The organism is Pseudomonas sp. GM17 (assembly GCF_000282175.2).
Taxonomy (GTDB): Bacteria; Pseudomonadota; Gammaproteobacteria; order Pseudomonadales; family Pseudomonadaceae; genus Aquipseudomonas; species Aquipseudomonas chlororaphis.
Genome location: NZ_CP124732.1, coordinates 2,007,119 through 2,023,805 on the forward strand (window position 1 = coordinate 2,007,119; position 16,687 = coordinate 2,023,805).

The 16,687-nt window shown below is 63.8% G+C and carries 16 protein-coding genes; 11 read left to right on the plus strand and 5 right to left on the minus strand.

All coding sequences use genetic code 11. The features are described from left to right. Positions 1 to 6 precede the first annotated feature (6 nt). Positions 7 to 924 carry an alpha/beta hydrolase gene (locus PMI20_RS08950; RefSeq protein ID WP_007927967.1) on the plus strand — a complete coding sequence of 306 codons (918 nt, stop codon included), beginning with the start codon at positions 7 to 9 and terminating at the stop codon, positions 922 to 924. Further along, positions 921 to 1,247, plus strand: coding sequence for a PA3694 family proteiin (locus PMI20_RS08955; protein WP_007927965.1), 327 nt, complete (start codon positions 921 to 923; stop codon positions 1,245 to 1,247). The genes PMI20_RS08950 and PMI20_RS08955 overlap by 4 nt, the downstream gene beginning before the upstream one ends. A gap of 108 nt (positions 1,248 to 1,355) precedes the next feature. Here the strand turns inward: PMI20_RS08955 and lptF are convergent, their stop codons facing one another. From lptF to PMI20_RS08970, 3 genes are all read right to left on the minus strand, one after another. Further along, a complete protein-coding gene (gene lptF, locus PMI20_RS08960; RefSeq protein ID WP_007927963.1) occupies positions 1,356 to 2,144 on the minus strand; it encodes a lipotoxin F family OmpA-related lipoprotein LptF in 789 nt (262 codons plus the stop codon). 53 nt (positions 2,145 to 2,197) lie between these two features. Further along, complete coding sequence (locus tag PMI20_RS08965) at positions 2,198 to 2,611, minus strand: DUF4398 domain-containing protein (RefSeq protein ID WP_007927961.1); 414 nt, start codon at positions 2,609 to 2,611, stop codon at positions 2,198 to 2,200. Positions 2,612 to 2,897: 286 nt separating this feature from the next. Further along, entirely contained in the window at positions 2,898 to 3,242 is a 345-nt protein-coding gene (locus PMI20_RS08970; RefSeq protein WP_007927959.1) for a hypothetical protein, read from the minus strand. Between the two features lie 240 nt (positions 3,243 to 3,482). On the opposite strand from PMI20_RS08970, the gene ppc reads away from it, so the two are divergent. The 6 genes from ppc to PMI20_RS09000 all read left to right on the plus strand — a co-directional run bounded on the left by ppc (position 3,483) and on the right by PMI20_RS09000 (position 10,032). Continuing rightward, positions 3,483 to 6,113, plus strand: a complete 2,631-nt coding sequence (gene ppc / locus PMI20_RS08975; protein ID WP_007927957.1) for a phosphoenolpyruvate carboxylase — start codon at positions 3,483 to 3,485, stop codon at positions 6,111 to 6,113. A 289-nt stretch (positions 6,114 to 6,402) separates the two neighbouring features. Then, on the plus strand, positions 6,403 to 7,050 hold the full coding sequence (gene adk / locus PMI20_RS08980) for an adenylate kinase (protein ID WP_007927955.1): 648 nt from the start codon (positions 6,403 to 6,405) through the stop codon (positions 7,048 to 7,050). 98 nt (positions 7,051 to 7,148) lie between these two features. Next, on the plus strand, positions 7,149 to 7,823 hold the full coding sequence (gene tsaB, locus PMI20_RS08985) for a tRNA (adenosine(37)-N6)-threonylcarbamoyltransferase complex dimerization subunit type 1 TsaB (RefSeq protein WP_007927952.1): 675 nt from the start codon (positions 7,149 to 7,151) through the stop codon (positions 7,821 to 7,823). Positions 7,824 to 8,009: 186 nt separating this feature from the next. Beyond that, positions 8,010 to 8,312: a hypothetical protein gene (locus PMI20_RS08990; protein WP_007927950.1), complete on the plus strand. Its 303-nt coding sequence runs from the start codon at positions 8,010 to 8,012 to the stop codon at positions 8,310 to 8,312. Next, the gene (locus tag PMI20_RS08995; protein ID WP_007927948.1) at positions 8,312 to 9,172 is read left to right on the plus strand and encodes a DUF72 domain-containing protein; all 861 of its coding nucleotides are present in this window, start codon (positions 8,312 to 8,314) and stop codon (positions 9,170 to 9,172) included. Before PMI20_RS08990 ends, PMI20_RS08995 begins: the two co-directional genes overlap by 1 nt. Before the next feature lie 32 nt (positions 9,173 to 9,204). Beyond that, positions 9,205 to 10,032, plus strand: coding sequence for an isocitrate lyase/PEP mutase family protein (locus PMI20_RS09000; RefSeq protein ID WP_007927946.1), 828 nt, complete (start codon positions 9,205 to 9,207; stop codon positions 10,030 to 10,032). Positions 10,033 to 10,095: 63 nt separating this feature from the next. Here PMI20_RS09000 and PMI20_RS09005 read toward each other — a convergent pair whose 3' ends face one another. Further along, the gene (locus PMI20_RS09005; RefSeq protein WP_007927936.1) at positions 10,096 to 10,716 is read right to left on the minus strand and encodes a hypothetical protein; all 621 of its coding nucleotides are present in this window, start codon (positions 10,714 to 10,716) and stop codon (positions 10,096 to 10,098) included. 94 nt (positions 10,717 to 10,810) lie between these two features. Between PMI20_RS09005 and PMI20_RS09010 the strand changes: the two genes are divergently transcribed. After that, positions 10,811 to 11,593: a class I SAM-dependent methyltransferase gene (locus tag PMI20_RS09010; RefSeq protein ID WP_007927935.1), complete on the plus strand. Its 783-nt coding sequence runs from the start codon at positions 10,811 to 10,813 to the stop codon at positions 11,591 to 11,593. A gap of 85 nt (positions 11,594 to 11,678) precedes the next feature. Here the strand turns inward: PMI20_RS09010 and PMI20_RS09015 are convergent, their stop codons facing one another. Continuing rightward, a complete protein-coding gene (locus tag PMI20_RS09015) occupies positions 11,679 to 12,314 on the minus strand; it encodes a TetR/AcrR family transcriptional regulator (protein WP_007927932.1) in 636 nt (211 codons plus the stop codon). A 93-nt stretch (positions 12,315 to 12,407) separates the two neighbouring features. On the opposite strand from PMI20_RS09015, the gene PMI20_RS09020 reads away from it, so the two are divergent. Both PMI20_RS09020 and PMI20_RS09025 read left to right on the plus strand, forming a co-directional pair. Then, positions 12,408 to 13,508, plus strand: a complete 1,101-nt coding sequence (locus tag PMI20_RS09020) for an efflux RND transporter periplasmic adaptor subunit (protein ID WP_007927931.1) — start codon at positions 12,408 to 12,410, stop codon at positions 13,506 to 13,508. Between the two features lie 6 nt (positions 13,509 to 13,514). Then, positions 13,515 to 16,580, plus strand: a complete 3,066-nt coding sequence (locus PMI20_RS09025) for an efflux RND transporter permease subunit (RefSeq protein WP_007927929.1) — start codon at positions 13,515 to 13,517, stop codon at positions 16,578 to 16,580. Positions 16,581 to 16,687: the final 107 nt, after the last annotated feature.

The window sequence follows — 16,687 nt, forward strand, 5'->3', positions numbered from 1 at the left end:
AAACGGATGCGAGTCCTCAGCATTGTCTGCCTGCTGCTGACCCTGAGCGGTTGCAGCTCGCTGCTGTTCTATCCCGAGCGGGGCCTGCCGTTCACCCCGGACAAGGCCCGGCTCGACTACCGCGACGTCACCCTGACCGCCGCCGACGGTACGCGTTTGCACGGCTGGTGGCTGCCGGCCAAGGCCGGGGTGCCGGTCAAGGGTACGGTGCTGCACCTGCACGGCAATGGCGGCAACCTGTCTGGGCACCTTGGCGGCAGCTGGTGGTTGCCGGAGCAGGGCTACCAGGTGCTGCTGGTGGACTACCGTGGCTACGGGGTGTCGCAAGGCAAACCGAGCCTGCCGGCGATCTACCAGGATGTCGACGCAGCCTTCCAGTGGCTGGACCGGGCGCCCGAGGTCCAGGGCAAGCCGCTGATCGTCCTGGGCCAGAGCCTGGGCGGCGCCCTGGCCATCCATTATCTGGTGGAGCAGCATCCGGAACGCCAGCGCCAGCTCAAGGCCATTGTCTTCGACGGGGTACCGGCCAGTTACCGCGAGGTGGGCCGTTTTGCCCTGAGCACGTCCTGGATGACCTGGCCGTTCCAGGTGCCGCTGTCGTGGCTGGTGCCCGATGGCGACAGTGCGATCAAGGCCATGGCGCGCCTGGATGGCGTGCCCAAGCTGATCTACCACAGCATCGACGATTCCCTCGTACCGCTTTCCAACGGCATCCGTCTGTATCAAGCTGCGCCCCCGCCCAGGGTGCTGCAACTGACCCGAGGCGGTCATGTGCAGACCTTCGCCGACCCGGTCTGGCGCCAGGTGATGTTGCGTTACCTTGAGGACCCGCAGCACTTCAACGGCCTGCGCCGCCTGGGCGAAATCCCCAATTACCCCACACCTTTGAATCCAGTCGTAGAACCTCCAGAGAGTCCGCAATGAGCGAAGAACGTAACGCCATCCCCCTGATCATCACCGGTATCTGCAGCATCATCGGCACCGTGGCGTGCCTGTGGTACTACGGCTACCTGCATTTCGCCAAGCCGGAGGATGCGTTGCTGCTCAACGATTTCACCATGCTCAAGACCGTGCCCGGCGAAGACTACAAGGTGTCCCTGGAGCCGGCGGCCGAGGTGGCGCAATGCATCGATGGCGTGCTGGTGCTGTTCGACACCGAGCAGAAGGGGCTGACGGGCGTGCTGATCAACAACAAGAAACGCGCCGTGCGCTGCATGGGCCAGGAAACCCCGAAGCTGGAGCAGTGACCGCTCGGCATGCCAGCGCAAGCCGCGATCCGGTTGCCGGATAAAAAAGCCCCGCCGATCAAGGCGGGGCTTTTTATTGGGTGCACGGTTTATCGCGCGAGGCCGGGCTTAGTTGGCGCTGATGGCCGAACGTGGCGCGACCGGCTGGTTGTCGTTGGAAATGGTCACTTCCACGCGACGGTTCATGGCACGTCCGGAAACACTGCCGTTGTCGGCAACCGGATATTCCTTGCCATAACCCTGGGTGACGATGCGTGCCGGATCGACACCCATCTTGATCAGGGCGACCTGTACCGAAGTGGCGCGACGCTCGGACAGCGACTGGTTGTAGGCCGCGCTACCGGTGCTGTCGGTGTAGCCTTCGACTATCACTTTGCGGTCAGGGTTGTCGCGCAGGAACTGCGCCAGCTTGTTGATGTTGACCAGGCCGCTGGACTTCAGGTCGGCCTTGTTGGTGGCGAACAGCACGTCACCGAAGGTCACCAGCGTACCGCGGTCGGTCTGCTTGGCGTTGAGGCTCGATTGCAGTTGCTTGATCTGCGCGTCACGGGCATCCAGAAGCGCCTTGGCGCGCTGGTCGCCGGCGTCCTTGAGCTGGGTTTCCGCGGTGCGCAGGGCGATGGTCTGCTTGGCCACTTCAATCCGCTGGTTGGTCAGGTAGGCCAGTTGGTCGACCTTCTTTTCGTCCTCCTTGTTCAGGTAGGCCTTGTCGGCCTTGTCCAGCCATTCGCTGGCGTCCTTGGTCTCCAGGGCCGCCACCTTGGTGGCCTGCGGGTTGGCCTGCAGGGCCGAGTAGTTGGTCCGGGCGTTTTCCAGGTTGGCGTTAGGCGGGGTGGAGCATGCCGCCAGCGCTACGCTCAGGGCCAACAGGGCAGGGATCATCAGTTGTTTACGCATAATGGTTTCGTCCTTTTATCGATTGCGAATACGTGGGAATCGGCGCCCGCGGCTCATTGCACGCTGCGCATGCCTTCCTGACGTAGTTCCTGAACGCCTTTCTGAGAGTCCTTCAATGCCTGTTCGGCCTTGGCTGCCTGAGCCTTGCGCTCGGCGACGCGGGCGTCCCATTCGGCCTGCTCGGCCAGACGCCGGGCTTCGTCGTAGTTCTTGTCGTGCATGGCGAGCTCGGCTTGCTTGAGCTTGTCCTGAGCCGATTTCATTTCCACCGCGGCAAATTCGGTACCGCCTGCGCTGACTGCGCTGTTGACCGCAGATTGCGTCACCGCGTATTGCTCGCTTGGCGGATTACCGGCGCAACCGGCCAGGACCAGGCTGCTACCGAGAGCCAGCGCGGCCAGTTTCAGCCCGCGCAGAGAGGTTGACGAGGATTTGGCAGTGCTGATCTTCATGGTCTTCAACTCCATTGGATAACTCCTGAAAAACATCAAAATCCATCCCGGTTCCGACGCCGTAACGCTGAGTGACGACAAGGCTGGGGGCGTTGAAAATGAAACGGCCGTTCCAGTGATGGTTATTGGCTGTGACCCGAGGCTTTTTTGAATAGTTCAGAGAAGATGGCCTATCGCCCGGAAGTTTCCTGACTCTGTGGACAAGGCTCTAAATAAGGAACTTTTGCCGTGCGCAGGGGTACTCCTGACCCGATCCGGGGTCAGGAATAACGCTCTTATCGGTGAGAAATGCAGGCGTGGATCAGTGTTTCTGCTCGTCTGCCTGAGCCGACAGATCGTGCAGATAACGCCGCGACAGGGCGAGAAAACGCGGGGTAGGGCCGATGTCTTCGTAGAGTGGATCGCCTTCTTCGTCGGTGGCGACCACATGCTGGCCTTGGACATAAGGGAAGCTGGTTTCGAGTTCCTCCAGGGCGGCCCCGATCAGCTCGCCGAGCAGTTCCTCGGTCCGGCGTTTGGGGTACATCTCGGAAATTGCCGCCAGGCGTGCGGCGGCTTCGACATCCAGATAGATCGTGTAGCCAGTCTGGGTCAGGCGACCCTTGGCGTTTTCTTCCCAGTGTTGCGCGAGCTCACGGATTTTCATGGCAACCTCAATGAACACCTGCTTGTGGCAGGGCTTGGTGAGTGACCGGCCTGTGCCGGCGCTAAGCCGTTGTGCGGCTTACTCTTGAGACTAGCTCCATCGTGCAAGGTTTAAAGGCGCTTCGTCGTGCACCGGCGTTGCCCGCAGCCGTTCGCGTCAAGACCGCCCTTGCTAATAGCCATGTGCTGGCGGCACTCTTGGGGCTTACCAGGAGCCCCGAGTCCGCTGGAGAACAGGTAGATGACCGATATTGATGCGCGCTTGCGCGAAGATGTTCACCTGCTGGGTGAGCTGTTGGGCAACACCATTCGTGAACAGTATGGCGAGGGTTTCCTCGACAAGATCGAACAGATTCGCAAGGGTGCCAAGGCCGACCGACGCGGTTCGCTGGATGCCGAACTCAGCGCCAGCCTCAACCAGCTCAGCGAGGAAGAGCTGCTGCCGGTGGCGCGGGCGTTCAACCAGTTCCTCAACCTGGCCAACATCGCCGAGCAGTACCAGTTGATTCACCGTCGCGAGGAGTCGCAGCCGGCACCGTTCGAGTCGCGGGTGCTGCCGGAGCTGCTGGCGCGCCTGCGGGCCGAAGGCCATGGCGCCGAGGCGCTGGCCCGGCAGTTGGGACGGCTGGAGATCGAGCTGGTGCTGACCGCCCACCCCACCGAAGTCGCCCGCCGCACGCTGATCCAGAAATACGATGCTATCGCCGCGCAGTTGGCTGCCCAGGACCATCGCGACCTGACCTCGGCCGAGCGCGCGCAGATCCAGACACGCTTGCAGCGGCTGATCGCCGAGGCCTGGCATACCGAAGAAATCCGCCGTACCCGGCCGACCCCGGTGGACGAAGCCAAGTGGGGCTTCGCGGTGATCGAGCATTCGCTGTGGCAGGCCATCCCCAACTATTTGCGCAAGGCCGACCAGGCTTTGCACGCGGCCACCGGCATGCATTTGCCGCTGGAGGCGGCGCCGATCCGCTTCGCTTCGTGGATGGGCGGCGACCGTGACGGCAACCCCAATGTCACCGCGGCGGTGACCCGCGAGGTGCTGTTGCTGGCGCGCTGGATGGCCGCCGATCTGTACCTGCGCGATGTCGATCAACTGGCTGCCGACCTGTCCATGCAGCAAGCCAACGCGACATTGCGGGCACTGGCCGGCGACAGCGCCGAGCCGTATCGCGCGGTGCTCAAGCAATTGCGCGAGCGCCTGCGGGCCACCCGTAACTGGGCCCAGGCCTCGTTGAGCGGTAGCGTGCCGGCGACTGCCCAGGTGCTGCAGAACAACCGCGAGCTGCTGGACCCGCTGGAGCTCTGCTACGAGTCCCTGCACGAATGCGGCATGGGCGTGATCGCCGACGGTCCGTTGCTCGACTGTCTGCGCCGCGCGGTGACCTTCGGCCTGTTCCTGGTGCGCCTGGACGTGCGCCAGGACTCCTCGCGGCACACCGCGGCCATGACCGAAATCACCGACTACCTGGGCCTGGGCCGCTACGGCGACTGGAGCGAGCAAGAGCGCATCGATTTCCTGATGCGCGAACTGGGCAGCCGTCGTCCGCTGTTGCCCGGTTATTTCAAGCCCTCGGCCGACACCGCCGAAGTGCTGGCGACCTGCCGGGAAATCGCCGCGGCCCCGGCGGCTTCGCTGGGTTCCTATGTGATCTCCATGGCCGGCGCGGCATCCGATGTGCTCGCCGTGCAACTGCTGCTCAAGGAAGCGGGCGTGCTGCGGCCGATGCGCGTGGTGCCGCTGTTCGAAACCCTGGCCGACCTGGACAACGCCGGCCCGGTGATCGAGCAGTTGCTGCTTCTGCCAGGCTATCGTTCGCGCCTGCAGGGCCCGCAGGAAGTGATGATCGGTTATTCCGACTCGGCCAAGGATGCCGGCACTACCGCTGCCGCTTGGGCGCAGTACCGGGCCCAGGAAAAACTGGTGGATATCTGCCGGGAGCAGCAGGTCGAGCTGCTGCTGTTCCATGGTCGCGGTGGCACCGTGGGGCGTGGCGGCGGCCCGGCCCACGCGGCGATCCTGTCGCAGCCGCCGGGTTCGGTGGCGGGGCGCTTCCGTACCACCGAGCAAGGGGAAATGATTCGTTTCAAATTCGGCCTGCCGGACATCGCCGAGCAGAACCTCAATCTCTACCTGGCGGCGGTGCTGGAAGCGACCTTGCTGCCGCCGCCCCTGCCGCAGCCGGCATGGCGCGACCTGATGGACGAACTGGCCGACGATGGGGTGAAGGCCTATCGCGCGGTGGTGCGGGAGAACCCGCAGTTCGTCGAGTATTTCCGCCAGTCCACGCCGGAGCAGGAACTGGGGCGCCTGCCACTGGGCAGCCGGCCGGCCAAGCGGCGTGCCGGCGGCATCGAAAGCCTGCGGGCCATCCCGTGGATTTTCGGCTGGACCCAGACCCGCCTGATGCTGCCGGCCTGGCTGGGCTGGGAAACCGCTTTGAGCAAGGCCCTGGAGCGCGGGGAGGGCGAGTTGCTGGGGCAGATGCGCGAACAGTGGCCGTTTTTCCGCACGCGTATCGACATGCTGGAGATGGTGCTGGCCAAGGCCGACGCGGATATCGCCCGTTCCTACGATGAGCGATTGGTCGAACCGGCACTGCTGCCATTGGGTGCGCATTTACGCGACTTATTGTCGCAGGCGTGTTCGGTGGTCTTGGGGTTGACCGGTCAGTCGCAGTTACTGGCACATAGCCCCGACACCCTGGAGTTCATTCGCCTGCGCAATACCTACCTGGACCCGCTGCATCTATTGCAGGCCGAACTGCTGGCCCGTTCGCGGCGCCAGGACGGCGCCCAGGACAGCCCGGTGGAACAGGCGCTGCTGGTGTCTGTGGCGGGGATTGCCGCCGGTTTGCGCAATACCGGCTAAGGTAATTGCCGGGGTTTTCAGTGGCTTGGCACGGTACTTCGAGCGCTGGCCCGAGAGGGCTGGCGACCGTCGCCAGGCGACACTTTGTTATGGGGTTGCGACCAGCAATACCCTGTCGCCAGGGCATAAAGGCAGCGGGTTGCTCCGACTTTCGGCTGCTTGTGTGCGCTGTGTCGGCTGTGTATCTTGATCAGCCTTTGGCCGTTTGGGCGGCCACTATCCCATTTCCGAGATTGGCCCCACGAGGCGAATCCGAGCGTTTCTAAATAAAAAATTGAGGAGCACATCGATGCGCGTAATTCTGCTGGGAGCTCCCGGGGCCGGTAAAGGTACTCAGGCAAAGTTCATCACCGAAAAGTTCGGCATTCCGCAAATCTCCACCGGCGACATGCTGCGCGCAGCGGTCAAGGCCGGCACCGAGCTGGGCCTGAAAGCCAAGAGCGTGATGGACGCCGGTGGTCTGGTCTCCGATGACCTGATCATCAACCTGGTCAAGGAACGCATCAGCCAGGCCGATTGCGCCAAGGGTTTCCTGTTCGACGGCTTCCCACGCACCATTCCTCAGGCCGAAGCGCTGGTCAAAGCCGGCGTCGAGCTGGACAACGTGGTCGAGATCGCCGTCGACGACGAAGAGATCGTCCAGCGTATCGCTGGCCGCCGTGTGCACGAAGCCTCGGGCCGCGTTTACCACACCGTCTACAATCCGCCGAAAATCGCCGGTAAAGACGACATCACCGGTGAAGACCTGGTCCAGCGTAAAGACGACACCGAAGAAACCGTGCGTCATCGCCTGTCGGTCTACCACTCCCAGACCAAGCCGCTGGTGGAGTTCTACCAGAGCCTGGCCGCCAGTCAGGGCAAGCCGAAGTACAGCCACATCGCGGGCGTCGGTTCGGTCGAGTCGATCACCGGCAAGGTGCTCGAAGCGCTGAGCTGATCAGTCGTACCGGCTTGATCTTCAACGGCCCGCTTGCGGGCCGTTGCTGTTTATAATGCGTCACTTTTTTCAACTCCCTCTGCCTTATGGAAACATCGATGAGCACCTTGCTGGCCCTGGACACCGCGACTGAAGCCTGCTCGGTCGCCTTGCTGCACGACGGCAAGGTGACGAGCCACTACGAGGTGATCCCGCGCCTGCATGCACAGAAGCTGCTGCCGATGATCCAGAAACTGCTGGCCGATGCCGGCACCAGCCTGCAGGCCGTCGATGCCATTGCCTTCGGTCGCGGGCCTGGGGCCTTTACCGGTGTGCGGATCGCCATCGGCGTGGTCCAGGGCCTGGCCTTCGCCCTGGAGCGCCCGGTGCTGCCGGTGTCGAACCTGGCAGTGCTGGCGCAGCGCGCATTGCGCGAACACGGCGCGACCCAGGTGGCCGCCGCCATCGATGCGCGAATGGATGAGGTCTACTGGGGCTGCTACCGCGAAGTGGCGGGCGAGATGCGCCTGGCAGGGGCCGAAGCGGTGTTGCCGCCGGAAGCCGCTGCGTTGCCGGCGGACGCCAGCGGCGACTGGTTCGGCGCGGGCACCGGCTGGGGCTACGCCGAGCGTATCGGGGTCAATCTCAGTGGCCAGGACGCGGGCATGCTGCCCCACGCCGAAGATTTGCTGACCCTGGCGCGCTTTGCCTGGGAACGCGGCGAGGCGATCCCGGCGGACGAGGCGCAACCGGTGTACCTACGGGACAAGGTGGCGACGCCAAAAGCGCGCTGACAGGCCGCTGCAGAGCTGTTCGCCATCACGAGTCCGCGTGGCGAGCGTGTCAATCGTCAGGTTTTCGTGCCAGTTTTCGGTGGCTTTTAAACCTTTTGCATTTTCTGTGTTCTAGTTATCACTCGGGCATTTGCGTAGTCGGCTAGGTGCCGCTAAATTGCCATCATCGATATCGAGCATGTGATTATGCGCATAGACGGCATTTCCTCTCAGTCCTACCCCATCAAGCGCAAGCCTCGCAAAGGCAGCGTGCTGCTGGACGACTCCCTCGAGGACGCAGATGCCGTCGAAGTCCAACCCGAGACTCCTGCCCAGGCGCGCTCCCAGGCTTCTGCCGAGCGCACCAGCAATCTTCCCGCCCGTCCACAGGACATGATCTTCCAGCGCGCCATGAAAAGAAGCGTCGCCAACGCTCTGGCCAGCTACCTGACCACCGCCGGTTTCGTCGATTGGGATATGGAAGTGGTGGGTCTCGACCTGCACATCTGATGTTGCTGCCTTATTACCTCGGTTGTCCTTCCTGGAGCGAAAACGCCTGGCGTGAGTACCTGTACCCGGAAAGCGCGCGGCCGACGGATTTTCTCGGCCTGTATTGCCAGGTCTTCAATGCCGTGGAAGGCAATACCACCTTCTATGCGCGCCCCGCCGAGGCCACGGTGCAGCGCTGGGCGCAGACCATGCCCGAACATTTCCGCTTCACCGCCAAATTTCCCGGCGACATCAGCCATGGCGGCGACCTGCGCGAACAATTGGGCGCGGCCGAGAGCTTCCTGCAGTTGCTCAGCCCGCTGGGCGAACGTGTTTCGCCGCTGTGGCTGCAACTGCCCGCGAGCTTCACACCGCAGCGCCTGGCGGAACTGGCGGGCTTTATCGACGGCCTGGAGCGGCCGTTGGCGGTGGAAGTCCGGCATCGGGATTTTTTCGCCAAGGGCGATGCCGAGCGCATGCTCAACCGCCTGCTGCTGGATCGTGGGGTAGAGCGCATCTGCCTCGACCCGCGCGCCTTGTTCAGTTGCACTTCCAGCGAGCCGTCGGTGCTCCATGCGCAATCGAAGAAACCCAAGGTACCGCCGCGCCCGGCCGACTTCACCCAGTTTCCCCAGGTGCGCTTTATCGGTCATCCGGAGCTTGAGGCCAACGATCCGTTCCTGGTGCCCTGGATCGACAAGGTCGCCGGCTGGATCGAGGAAGGGCGAACCCCCTACATCTTCCTGCACACCGCCGATAACCGCCTGGCCGCCGAGCTGGCGCGACGTTTCCATGCGCGCCTGATGGAGCGCCTGCCTGGATTGCCGGCCTTGCCTGAGCTATACAGAGAGCCCGCCGCGGAGCAACTCGGCTTGCTCTGAACGGGATCATTTCCCTGTCCAGGAGTCCGCCAATGGATGCGCAAACCCTTCGTGCCCAAACCTTCAAGGCCCTGCATGAGCGTGATCGGGCTTTCGTGATTCCCAACCCCTGGGACGCGGGCTCCGCCAAGATGCTGGCCAGCCTCGGCTTCGAGGCCCTGGCGACCACCAGCGCCGGTTTCGCTTTTTCCCTGGGGCGCCCCGACGCCGAAGGTGCCTTGTCCCTGGAGGACACCCTGGGCAACGTTCGCGCCATAGTCGGCGCCAGCAGCCTGCCGGTGGCGGTGGACCTGGAGAACGGTTTTTCCGACAGCCCCGAAGGCTGTGCCCGGACCCTGCGCCAAGCGGCCGCCTGCGGGGCGGTGGGCGGCTCCATCGAAGACGCCACAGGCCGGGCCGATGATCCGATCTATGACTTCAAGCTGGCGGTCGAGCGTATCGAGGCGTCGGTCGCCGCAGTGCGGCAATTGCCTTTTCCCTTTGTGCTCACGGCACGGGCGGAAAACCTGCTGCATGGCCGGCAGGACCTGCCGGACACCCTTCGCCGCCTGCAAGCCTATGCCGAGGCCGGCGCCGATGTGCTGTATGCGCCTGGGTTGCGCTCGACCGAGGAAATCATCGCCGTGGTCCGCGCGGTGGCGCCCAAACCGGTCAACGTGCTGATGTCGGGCGGCCTGAAATTGACCCTGGCGCAGTTGAGCGAGCTGGGGGTGAAGCGGATCAGCGTCGGTTCGGCCCTGGCGCGGGCCGCCTATGGCGCCTTCTATCAGGCTGCGCAGGAAATCCGCGACCACGGCAGCTTCGACTTTGCCGACCAGGCTTTGCCGTTCGGGCAGATCAATCGGTTGTTCAAGGACTGAGCGGCCGGGGTGTCGCTAGGTGCCATTGCCGGTAGTGGATCTGTCGGTGAACCCGGCTTGAGGTCAGGCGGCGATCCGCAGGTTCTGCAGGATCAGCGGACGCGCCCAGCCGGTATCGAAATCGAACTGTTTCTGCTGCTCGATGAGTTCTTGCGGCGGGAAGGGCGGGAAGGGTTTGTCCAGCAGCTCCAGTTCGAGTTCGGCGATCGGCAGGTGCAACGGCCGCGGTTGCGGCGCCGGGCTCGGCTCGGGCAGGGGCTGGCCGGCATTGAGGACAATGGGGCGTACCCAGCCGCTTTCGAAGTCTTGCTGGTGTTGCTGGGCGGCGATTTCTTCCGGCGGGAACGGCGGAAACGGTTTGTCCAGCAGCTCGGTCTCGAACTCGGCGATCGGTAGGAACAACGGTTCCGGCGGGCGGATCTCGGTGTCCTGGACGTCGCAATGACGCTGGGTAACAATTTGCGCCAGCAGGTCGCTGCCGCCATGGGGTTCGGTCGGGCCGTCCACGGCCACCGGAGAATTGTCGTCAGTGACCTTCGCGCCATCGCCGCGTTGCTCGGCCAGCGCCTGGGCAAAAAAATCCTGCCACAGATGGCTGACGCCGCTCAGTGCCTGGGAATTTTTGAGGCCGTAATCGCCGTGGGGCGATATGACGCCAATGGATAGGCTTCGAATGTCTGACATTTCTCTCGGGTCGACGCTCAGCTCTGGCAAAATGCCGGATAGTTCTTTTATCGGCAGTTTTTGCCGATCATTAATTTTTTGAGCGTGTTTTCAGATGAGTGAGCAACCAGCGGCCTGCCGCATCAAAGTCGAGGCCTTGGCCGAGGCATTCCAGCCGCAGGCCGCGCATTGGGCCGAGCGACTGGGGCTGCCATTGCAGATCGACGAGGCGGAATTCGCCCTGCAGGTCGGCGAGCAGGGCTTGCAACTGCAGCAGCTCGGCGCCGATGCGCCAGGGCCGGTGCGGGTGGACTTTGTCGAGGGTGGCGCGGCTCACCGACGGCTGTATGGCGGCGGTAGTGGGCAGATGATCGCCAAGGCGGTGGGCATCGCCCAGGGTGTGCGTCCGCGGATCCTGGATGCCACGGCGGGGCTGGGCAAGGATGCGTTCGTCCTGGCCAGCCTCGGTTGCGAGATGAGCCTGATCGAACGCCAGCCCTTGATCGGCGCCTTGCTGGAAGATGGCCTGGCCCGGGCGGGAGAGGATTTCGAGGTGGCGCCGATCGTGGCCCGCATGCGCCTGCTCAAGGGCAACTCGATCGAGGTGATGCGCAACTGGGAGGGCGAGCCGCCCCAGGTGATCTACCTGGACCCGATGTTCCCGCATCGGGAAAAGACCGCGCTGGTGAAAAAGGAAATGCGCCTGTTCCGCCCACTGGTCGGGGACGACCCGGACGCCCCGGCGCTGCTGGAGGCCGCCCTGGCCTTGGCCAGCCACCGGGTGGTGGTCAAGCGCCCGCGCAAGGCGCCGTGCATCGCAGGCCCCAAGCCGAGCCATGCGCTGGATGGCAAATCCAGCCGTTACGATATCTATCCGAAGAAGGCGCTCAAGGCCTGATCTTCATCGGTTTTTTCGCCAGCGAGCTCGCTCCTACAGGGACTGCGCATGACCTGTAGGACCGAGCTTGCTCGCGATAGGGTCTTCAGGCTCGATACGCCCGCATGAACAACCCCACCACTTCCCGCACATGCTCCTCGGCGGCTTCGTCGCTCAGCGGCGCGCCGCAGCCGTAGAGCAGGCGAAAGTTCGCCGCGCCCTTGAGCAGGCAGAAGAAATGCTCGGCGGCGTTACGCGGTTTGTCGATGCGCAGGGCGCCGCTCTGGTCGATCCTGGTCAACAGCCGTTCCATGCCTTGCAGCATGCGCTGCGGTCCGGCCTCGAAGAAGATCTGCGAGAGCTTCGGGTCCTGGCTGCCCAGGGCCATGATCAGGCGATGCAGGTTCAAGGATTCTTCGCTGTTGATCAGCAGGTGAAAGCCCCGGGCGATATTCAGCAGCACGTTTTCGATCGGCATGCCGGCGGGCAATTCGAAGAACAGCGTTGGCAACTGCTCCTCGCACTTGGCCATCACCGCGGCGGAAAACAGGGTCTCCTTGTCGTTGAAATGGCTGTACACCGTCAGTTTGGAAACACCCGCTTCGCCAGCCACCGCGTCCATGCTGGTATTGGCGTAGCCGTTGCTCAGAAACAGCGTTTTCGCGGCTTCGAGAATGGCCTGGCGTTTTGCCAGGTCCTTGGGGCGGCCGGGGCCGTTTGAGGTAGAAAGATTGTCGGACATTCTTCGCTTTAATACTGGACTGGTGAGTTTGCTATTAATAACATACCCACCAGTATAATTATTCGAAGCACCCTTAGCGAAAGGTCCCTCACCATGTTCCGCTATGCCTTATCCCTCGCGTTGCCAGTCAGCCTGGCCGTTCTGCTGTCCGCGTGCGGCCATGAAGAAACCGCGCAAACCACCGTCCGCCCGGCCATGGTGGTGCAGCCAGAGCCCGCGGCGCAGGCCATGGACAGCTACCCTGGCGAGGTCCGGGCGCGTTACGAACCGGACCTGGCGTTCCGGATCGGGGGCAAGGTCAGCCGACGACTGGTCGATGAGGGGCAGCGGGTAAAGGCCGATCAGCCATTGGCCGAGCTCGATCCGCAGGATGTGCGGCTGCAACTGGAAGCCACTCGGGCCCAGGTGGCGGCGGCCGAAGCCAACCTGAACCTGGTGCGCTCCGAGCGTGACCGCTACAAGACCCTGATGGATCGGCAACTGGTCAGCCGTTCCCAGTACGACAACGCCGAGAATCTATATCGCTCCGGCCTGGCCCGGCTCAAGCAGATCAAGGCCGAGTTCGACGTGGCCAGCAACCAGGCCGGTTACGCCGTGCTGCGCGCGCCCCAGGACGGCGTCGTGGCCCGGCGTACGGTCGAGGTCGGCCAGGTGGTTGCCGCAGGCCAGACCGTTTTTACCCTGGCCACCGACGGCGAGCGGGAAGTGCTGATCAGCCTGCCGGAGCAGGGTTTCGGCCGTTTCCGCATCGGCCAGCCGGTGTCGGTGGAGCTGTGGAGCCAGCCCGACCAGCGCTTCGCCGGGCAGATCCGCGAGCTGTCGCCGGCCGCCGACCCACGATCCCGTACCTTCGCCGCCCGCATTGCCTTTACCGCCGGCAAGGTCCCGGCCGAACTGGGGCAGAGTGCCCGAGTGTTCATTCAGACAGCGGGCAGTGTGCCGCTGTCGGTGCCGCTGTCGGCGGTGACCGCGGAAAACGGTGCCGCCTATGTCTGGCGGGTAGACGCCAACAACACCCTGAAAAAGACCCCGGTGCGTCTCGGCGCCTTTGGCGAGAAGAGCGTACCGGTACTCGAAGGCCTCGGAGTCAGCGACTGGGTGGTGGCGGCGGGTGTGCATGTGCTCCATGAGGGGCAGCAGGTGCGCCCGGTGGATCGCTCCAACCGCGTAGTCAATCTGGCGGCCAAGGAGTAATCCCCGATGGGTTTCAATCTTTCCGAATGGGCGTTGCGCAACCGCCAGATCGTGCTGTTCCTGATGCTGTTGCTGGCCATAGTCGGGGCGTTGTCCTACACCAAGCTGGGCCAGAGCGAAGATCCGCCCTTCACCTTCAAGGCCATGGTGATCCGCACCAGCTGGCCGGGCGCCACGGCCCAGGAGGTTTCCCGGCAGGTCACCGAACGCATCGAAAAGAAGCTGATGGAAACCGGCGAGTACGAGCGTATCGTCTCGTTTTCCCGCCCGGGTGAATCCCAGGTGACCTTCATGGCGCGCGACTCGATGCACTCGGCGCAGATCCCCGAGCTCTGGTATCAGGTGCGCAAGAAGATCAGCGATATCCGGTATACCTTGCCGCCAGGTATCCAGGGCCCCTTCTTCAACGACGAGTTTGGTGACACCTTCGGCAATATCTATGCACTGACCGGCGACGGTTTCGACTACGCGGTGCTCAAGGATTACTCCGATCGCATCCAGATCCAGCTGCAGCGGGTCAAGGACGTGGGCAAGGTCGAGCTGCTGGGCCTGCAGGACGAGAAGGTCTGGATCGAGCTGTCGAACGTCAAGCTGGCGACCTTGGGTCTGCCCCTGGCGGCGGTGCAGCAGGCTCTGGAAGAACAGAACGCGGTGTCCACCGCCGGTTTCTTCGAGACCAGCAGCGAACGCCTGCAATTGCGGGTGTCCGGTAATTTCCAGAGCGTCGAGCAGATCAGCAGTTTCCCGATCCGGGTGGCCGACCGTACCTTCCGCATCGGCGATGTGGCGGACGTGCGTCGCGGATTCAACGATCCACCGGCACCGCGCATGCGCTTCATGGGGCAGGATGCGATCGGCCTGGCGGTGGCGATGAAGGACGGCGGCGACATCCTGGTGCTGGGCAAGGCGCTGGAACTGGAGTTCGCCCGGATTCAGAAAAACCTTCCCGCCGGCATGGAGCTGCGCAAGGTCTCTGACCAGCCGGCCGCGGTGAAGACCGGCGTCGGCGAGTTCGTCCGGGTGCTGGTGGAAGCCCTGGCGATCGTGCTGCTGGTGAGTTTCTTTTCCCTGGGTGTGCGCACCGGCATGGTGGTGGCCCTGTCGATCCCGCTGGTGCTGGCGATGACCTTCGCCACCATGTATTACCTGGGGATCGGCCTGCACAAGATCTCCCTCGGCGCGTTGGTGCTGGCCCTGGGCTTGCTGGTGGACGACGCGATCATCGCGGTGGAGATGATGGCGATCAAGATGGAGCAGGGCTATGACCGGCTCAAGGCTGCCAGCTACGCCTGGACCAGTACCGCGTTCCCGATGCTCACCGGTACCCTGATCACCGCCGCCGGCTTCCTGCCGATCGCCACGGCGCAGTCCGGCACCGGCGAATACACCCGCTCCATCTTCCAGGTGGTGACCATCGCCCTGCTGGCCTCATGGATCGCCGCGGTGGTGTTCGTGCCCTACCTGGGCGAGAAGCTGCTGCCGGACCTGGCCAAGCTGCATGGGGCCAAGCACGGCGGCGCCGACGGCCAGCCCGATCCGTACGGCACACCGTTCTATCAGCGGGTGCGGCGGATGGTGGAGTGGTGCGTGCGCCGGCGCAAGACCGTGATCGCCCTGACCGTGCTGTTGTTCATCGCCTCGGTGATGCTGTTCCGCTTCGTGCCGCAGCAGTTCTTCCCGGCTTCCGGGCGCCTGGAACTGATGGTCGACCTGAAACTGGCCGAGGGCGCGTCCCTGAGCAACACCGCCGATCAGGTCAAGCGCCTGGAGGCCATGCTCAAGGATCATGCCGGCATCGATAACTACGTGGCCTACGTCGGTATCGGTTCGCCGCGTTTCTACCTGCCCCTGGACCAGCAACTGCCGGCGGCGAGCTTTGCCCAGTTCGTGGTGTTGGCCAAGACCATAGAGGAACGTGAAAGCCTGCGCAGCTGGCTGATCGAAACCCTCGACGAGCAGTTCCCGGCCCTGCGCTCGCGAGTTACCCGCTTGGAAAACGGCCCGCCCGTGGGCTATCCGGTGCAGTTCCGCGTCACCGGCGAGCACATCGAAGAGGTGCGGGCCCTGGCGCGCAAGGTGGCGGCCAAGGTGCGCGAGAACCCCCATGTGACCAACGTGCACCTGGATTGGGAAGAACCGAGCAAGGTGGTCTACCTCAATATCGATCAGGACCGTGCGCGGGCCCTGGGCGTGAGCACGGCCAACCTGGCGAAGTTCCTGCAAAGCTCGCTGACCGGCTCCAGCGTCAGCCAGTACCGCGAAGACAACGAGTTGATCGAGATCCTGCTGCGTGGGACCTTGCGTGAACGCACCGAGCTGTCGCTGCTGTCGAGCCTGGCGGTGCCCACCGACAACGGCAAGAGCGTGGCGCTGTCGCAGGTCGCGACCCTGGAGTACGGCTTCGAGGAAGGCATCATCTGGCACCGCAACCGCCTGCCGAACGTCACCGTGCGCGCCGATATCTATGGCAAGGAACAGCCGGCGACCCTGGTGCAGCAGATCCTGCCGACCCTGGAACCGATCCGCGCCGAACTGCCGGACGGTTACCTGCTGGACGTCGGCGGCACCGTGGAAGACTCGGCGCGCGGGCAGAACTCGGTGAAGGCCGGCGTGCCGCTGTTCATCGTGGTGGTGCTGACCCTGCTGATGCTGCAACTGCGCAGCTTCTCGCGCACGGCGATGGTGTTCCTCACCGCGCCGCTGGGGTTGATCGGCGTGACCCTGTTCCTGATGGTGTTTCGCCAGCCGTTCGGCTTTGTGGCCATGCTCGGGACCATCGCGCTGTCGGGGATGATCATGCGCAATTCGGTGATCCTGGTGGATCAGATCGAGCAGGACATCGCCGCCGGGCTCACGCCGTGGCAGGCGATCATCGAGGCGACGGTCAGGCGTTTCCGGCCGATCGTGCTGACCGCGCTGGCGGCGGTGCTGGCGATGATCCCGCTGTCACGCAGCGTGTTCTTCGGGCCGATGGCGGTGGCGATCATGGGCGGGCTGATTGTAGCGACGGCGCTGACCCTGCTGTTCTTGCCGGCGTTGTACGCGGCGTGGTTCCGGGTCAGGAAAACCTGATTCGCCTGTAGGAGCGAGGCTTGCCCGCGATTTAGACGCCGCGGTGTGCCTGACACACCGCGGCGTCTAGATCGCGAGCAATCGAGCGTCGACCGGCCGCTCCTACA

What these genes read in the sequence shown, in the direction of transcription:
- PMI20_RS08950 (WP_007927967.1), top strand. Translation starts at nt 7, where the DNA reads ATGCGAGTCCTCAGCATTGTCTGCCTGCTGCTGACCCTGAGCGGTTGC.
- PMI20_RS08955 (WP_007927965.1), top strand. Translation starts at nt 921, where the DNA reads ATGAGCGAAGAACGTAACGCCATCCCCCTGATCATCACCGGTATCTGC.
- lptF (WP_007927963.1), bottom strand. Translation starts at nt 2,144, where the DNA reads ATGCGTAAACAACTGATGATCCCTGCCCTGTTGGCCCTGAGCGTAGCG.
- PMI20_RS08965 (WP_007927961.1), bottom strand. Translation starts at nt 2,611, where the DNA reads ATGGAGTTGAAGACCATGAAGATCAGCACTGCCAAATCCTCGTCAACC.
- PMI20_RS08970 (WP_007927959.1), bottom strand. Translation starts at nt 3,242, where the DNA reads ATGAAAATCCGTGAGCTCGCGCAACACTGGGAAGAAAACGCCAAGGGT.
- ppc (WP_007927957.1), top strand. Translation starts at nt 3,483, where the DNA reads ATGACCGATATTGATGCGCGCTTGCGCGAAGATGTTCACCTGCTGGGT.
- adk (WP_007927955.1), top strand. Translation starts at nt 6,403, where the DNA reads ATGCGCGTAATTCTGCTGGGAGCTCCCGGGGCCGGTAAAGGTACTCAG.
- tsaB (WP_007927952.1), top strand. Translation starts at nt 7,149, where the DNA reads ATGAGCACCTTGCTGGCCCTGGACACCGCGACTGAAGCCTGCTCGGTC.
- PMI20_RS08990 (WP_007927950.1), top strand. Translation starts at nt 8,010, where the DNA reads ATGCGCATAGACGGCATTTCCTCTCAGTCCTACCCCATCAAGCGCAAG.
- PMI20_RS08995 (WP_007927948.1), top strand. Translation starts at nt 8,312, where the DNA reads ATGTTGCTGCCTTATTACCTCGGTTGTCCTTCCTGGAGCGAAAACGCC.
- PMI20_RS09000 (WP_007927946.1), top strand. Translation starts at nt 9,205, where the DNA reads ATGGATGCGCAAACCCTTCGTGCCCAAACCTTCAAGGCCCTGCATGAG.
- PMI20_RS09005 (WP_007927936.1), bottom strand. Translation starts at nt 10,716, where the DNA reads ATGTCAGACATTCGAAGCCTATCCATTGGCGTCATATCGCCCCACGGC.
- PMI20_RS09010 (WP_007927935.1), top strand. Translation starts at nt 10,811, where the DNA reads ATGAGTGAGCAACCAGCGGCCTGCCGCATCAAAGTCGAGGCCTTGGCC.
- PMI20_RS09015 (WP_007927932.1), bottom strand. Translation starts at nt 12,314, where the DNA reads ATGTCCGACAATCTTTCTACCTCAAACGGCCCCGGCCGCCCCAAGGAC.
- PMI20_RS09020 (WP_007927931.1), top strand. Translation starts at nt 12,408, where the DNA reads ATGTTCCGCTATGCCTTATCCCTCGCGTTGCCAGTCAGCCTGGCCGTT.
- PMI20_RS09025 (WP_007927929.1), top strand. Translation starts at nt 13,515, where the DNA reads ATGGGTTTCAATCTTTCCGAATGGGCGTTGCGCAACCGCCAGATCGTG.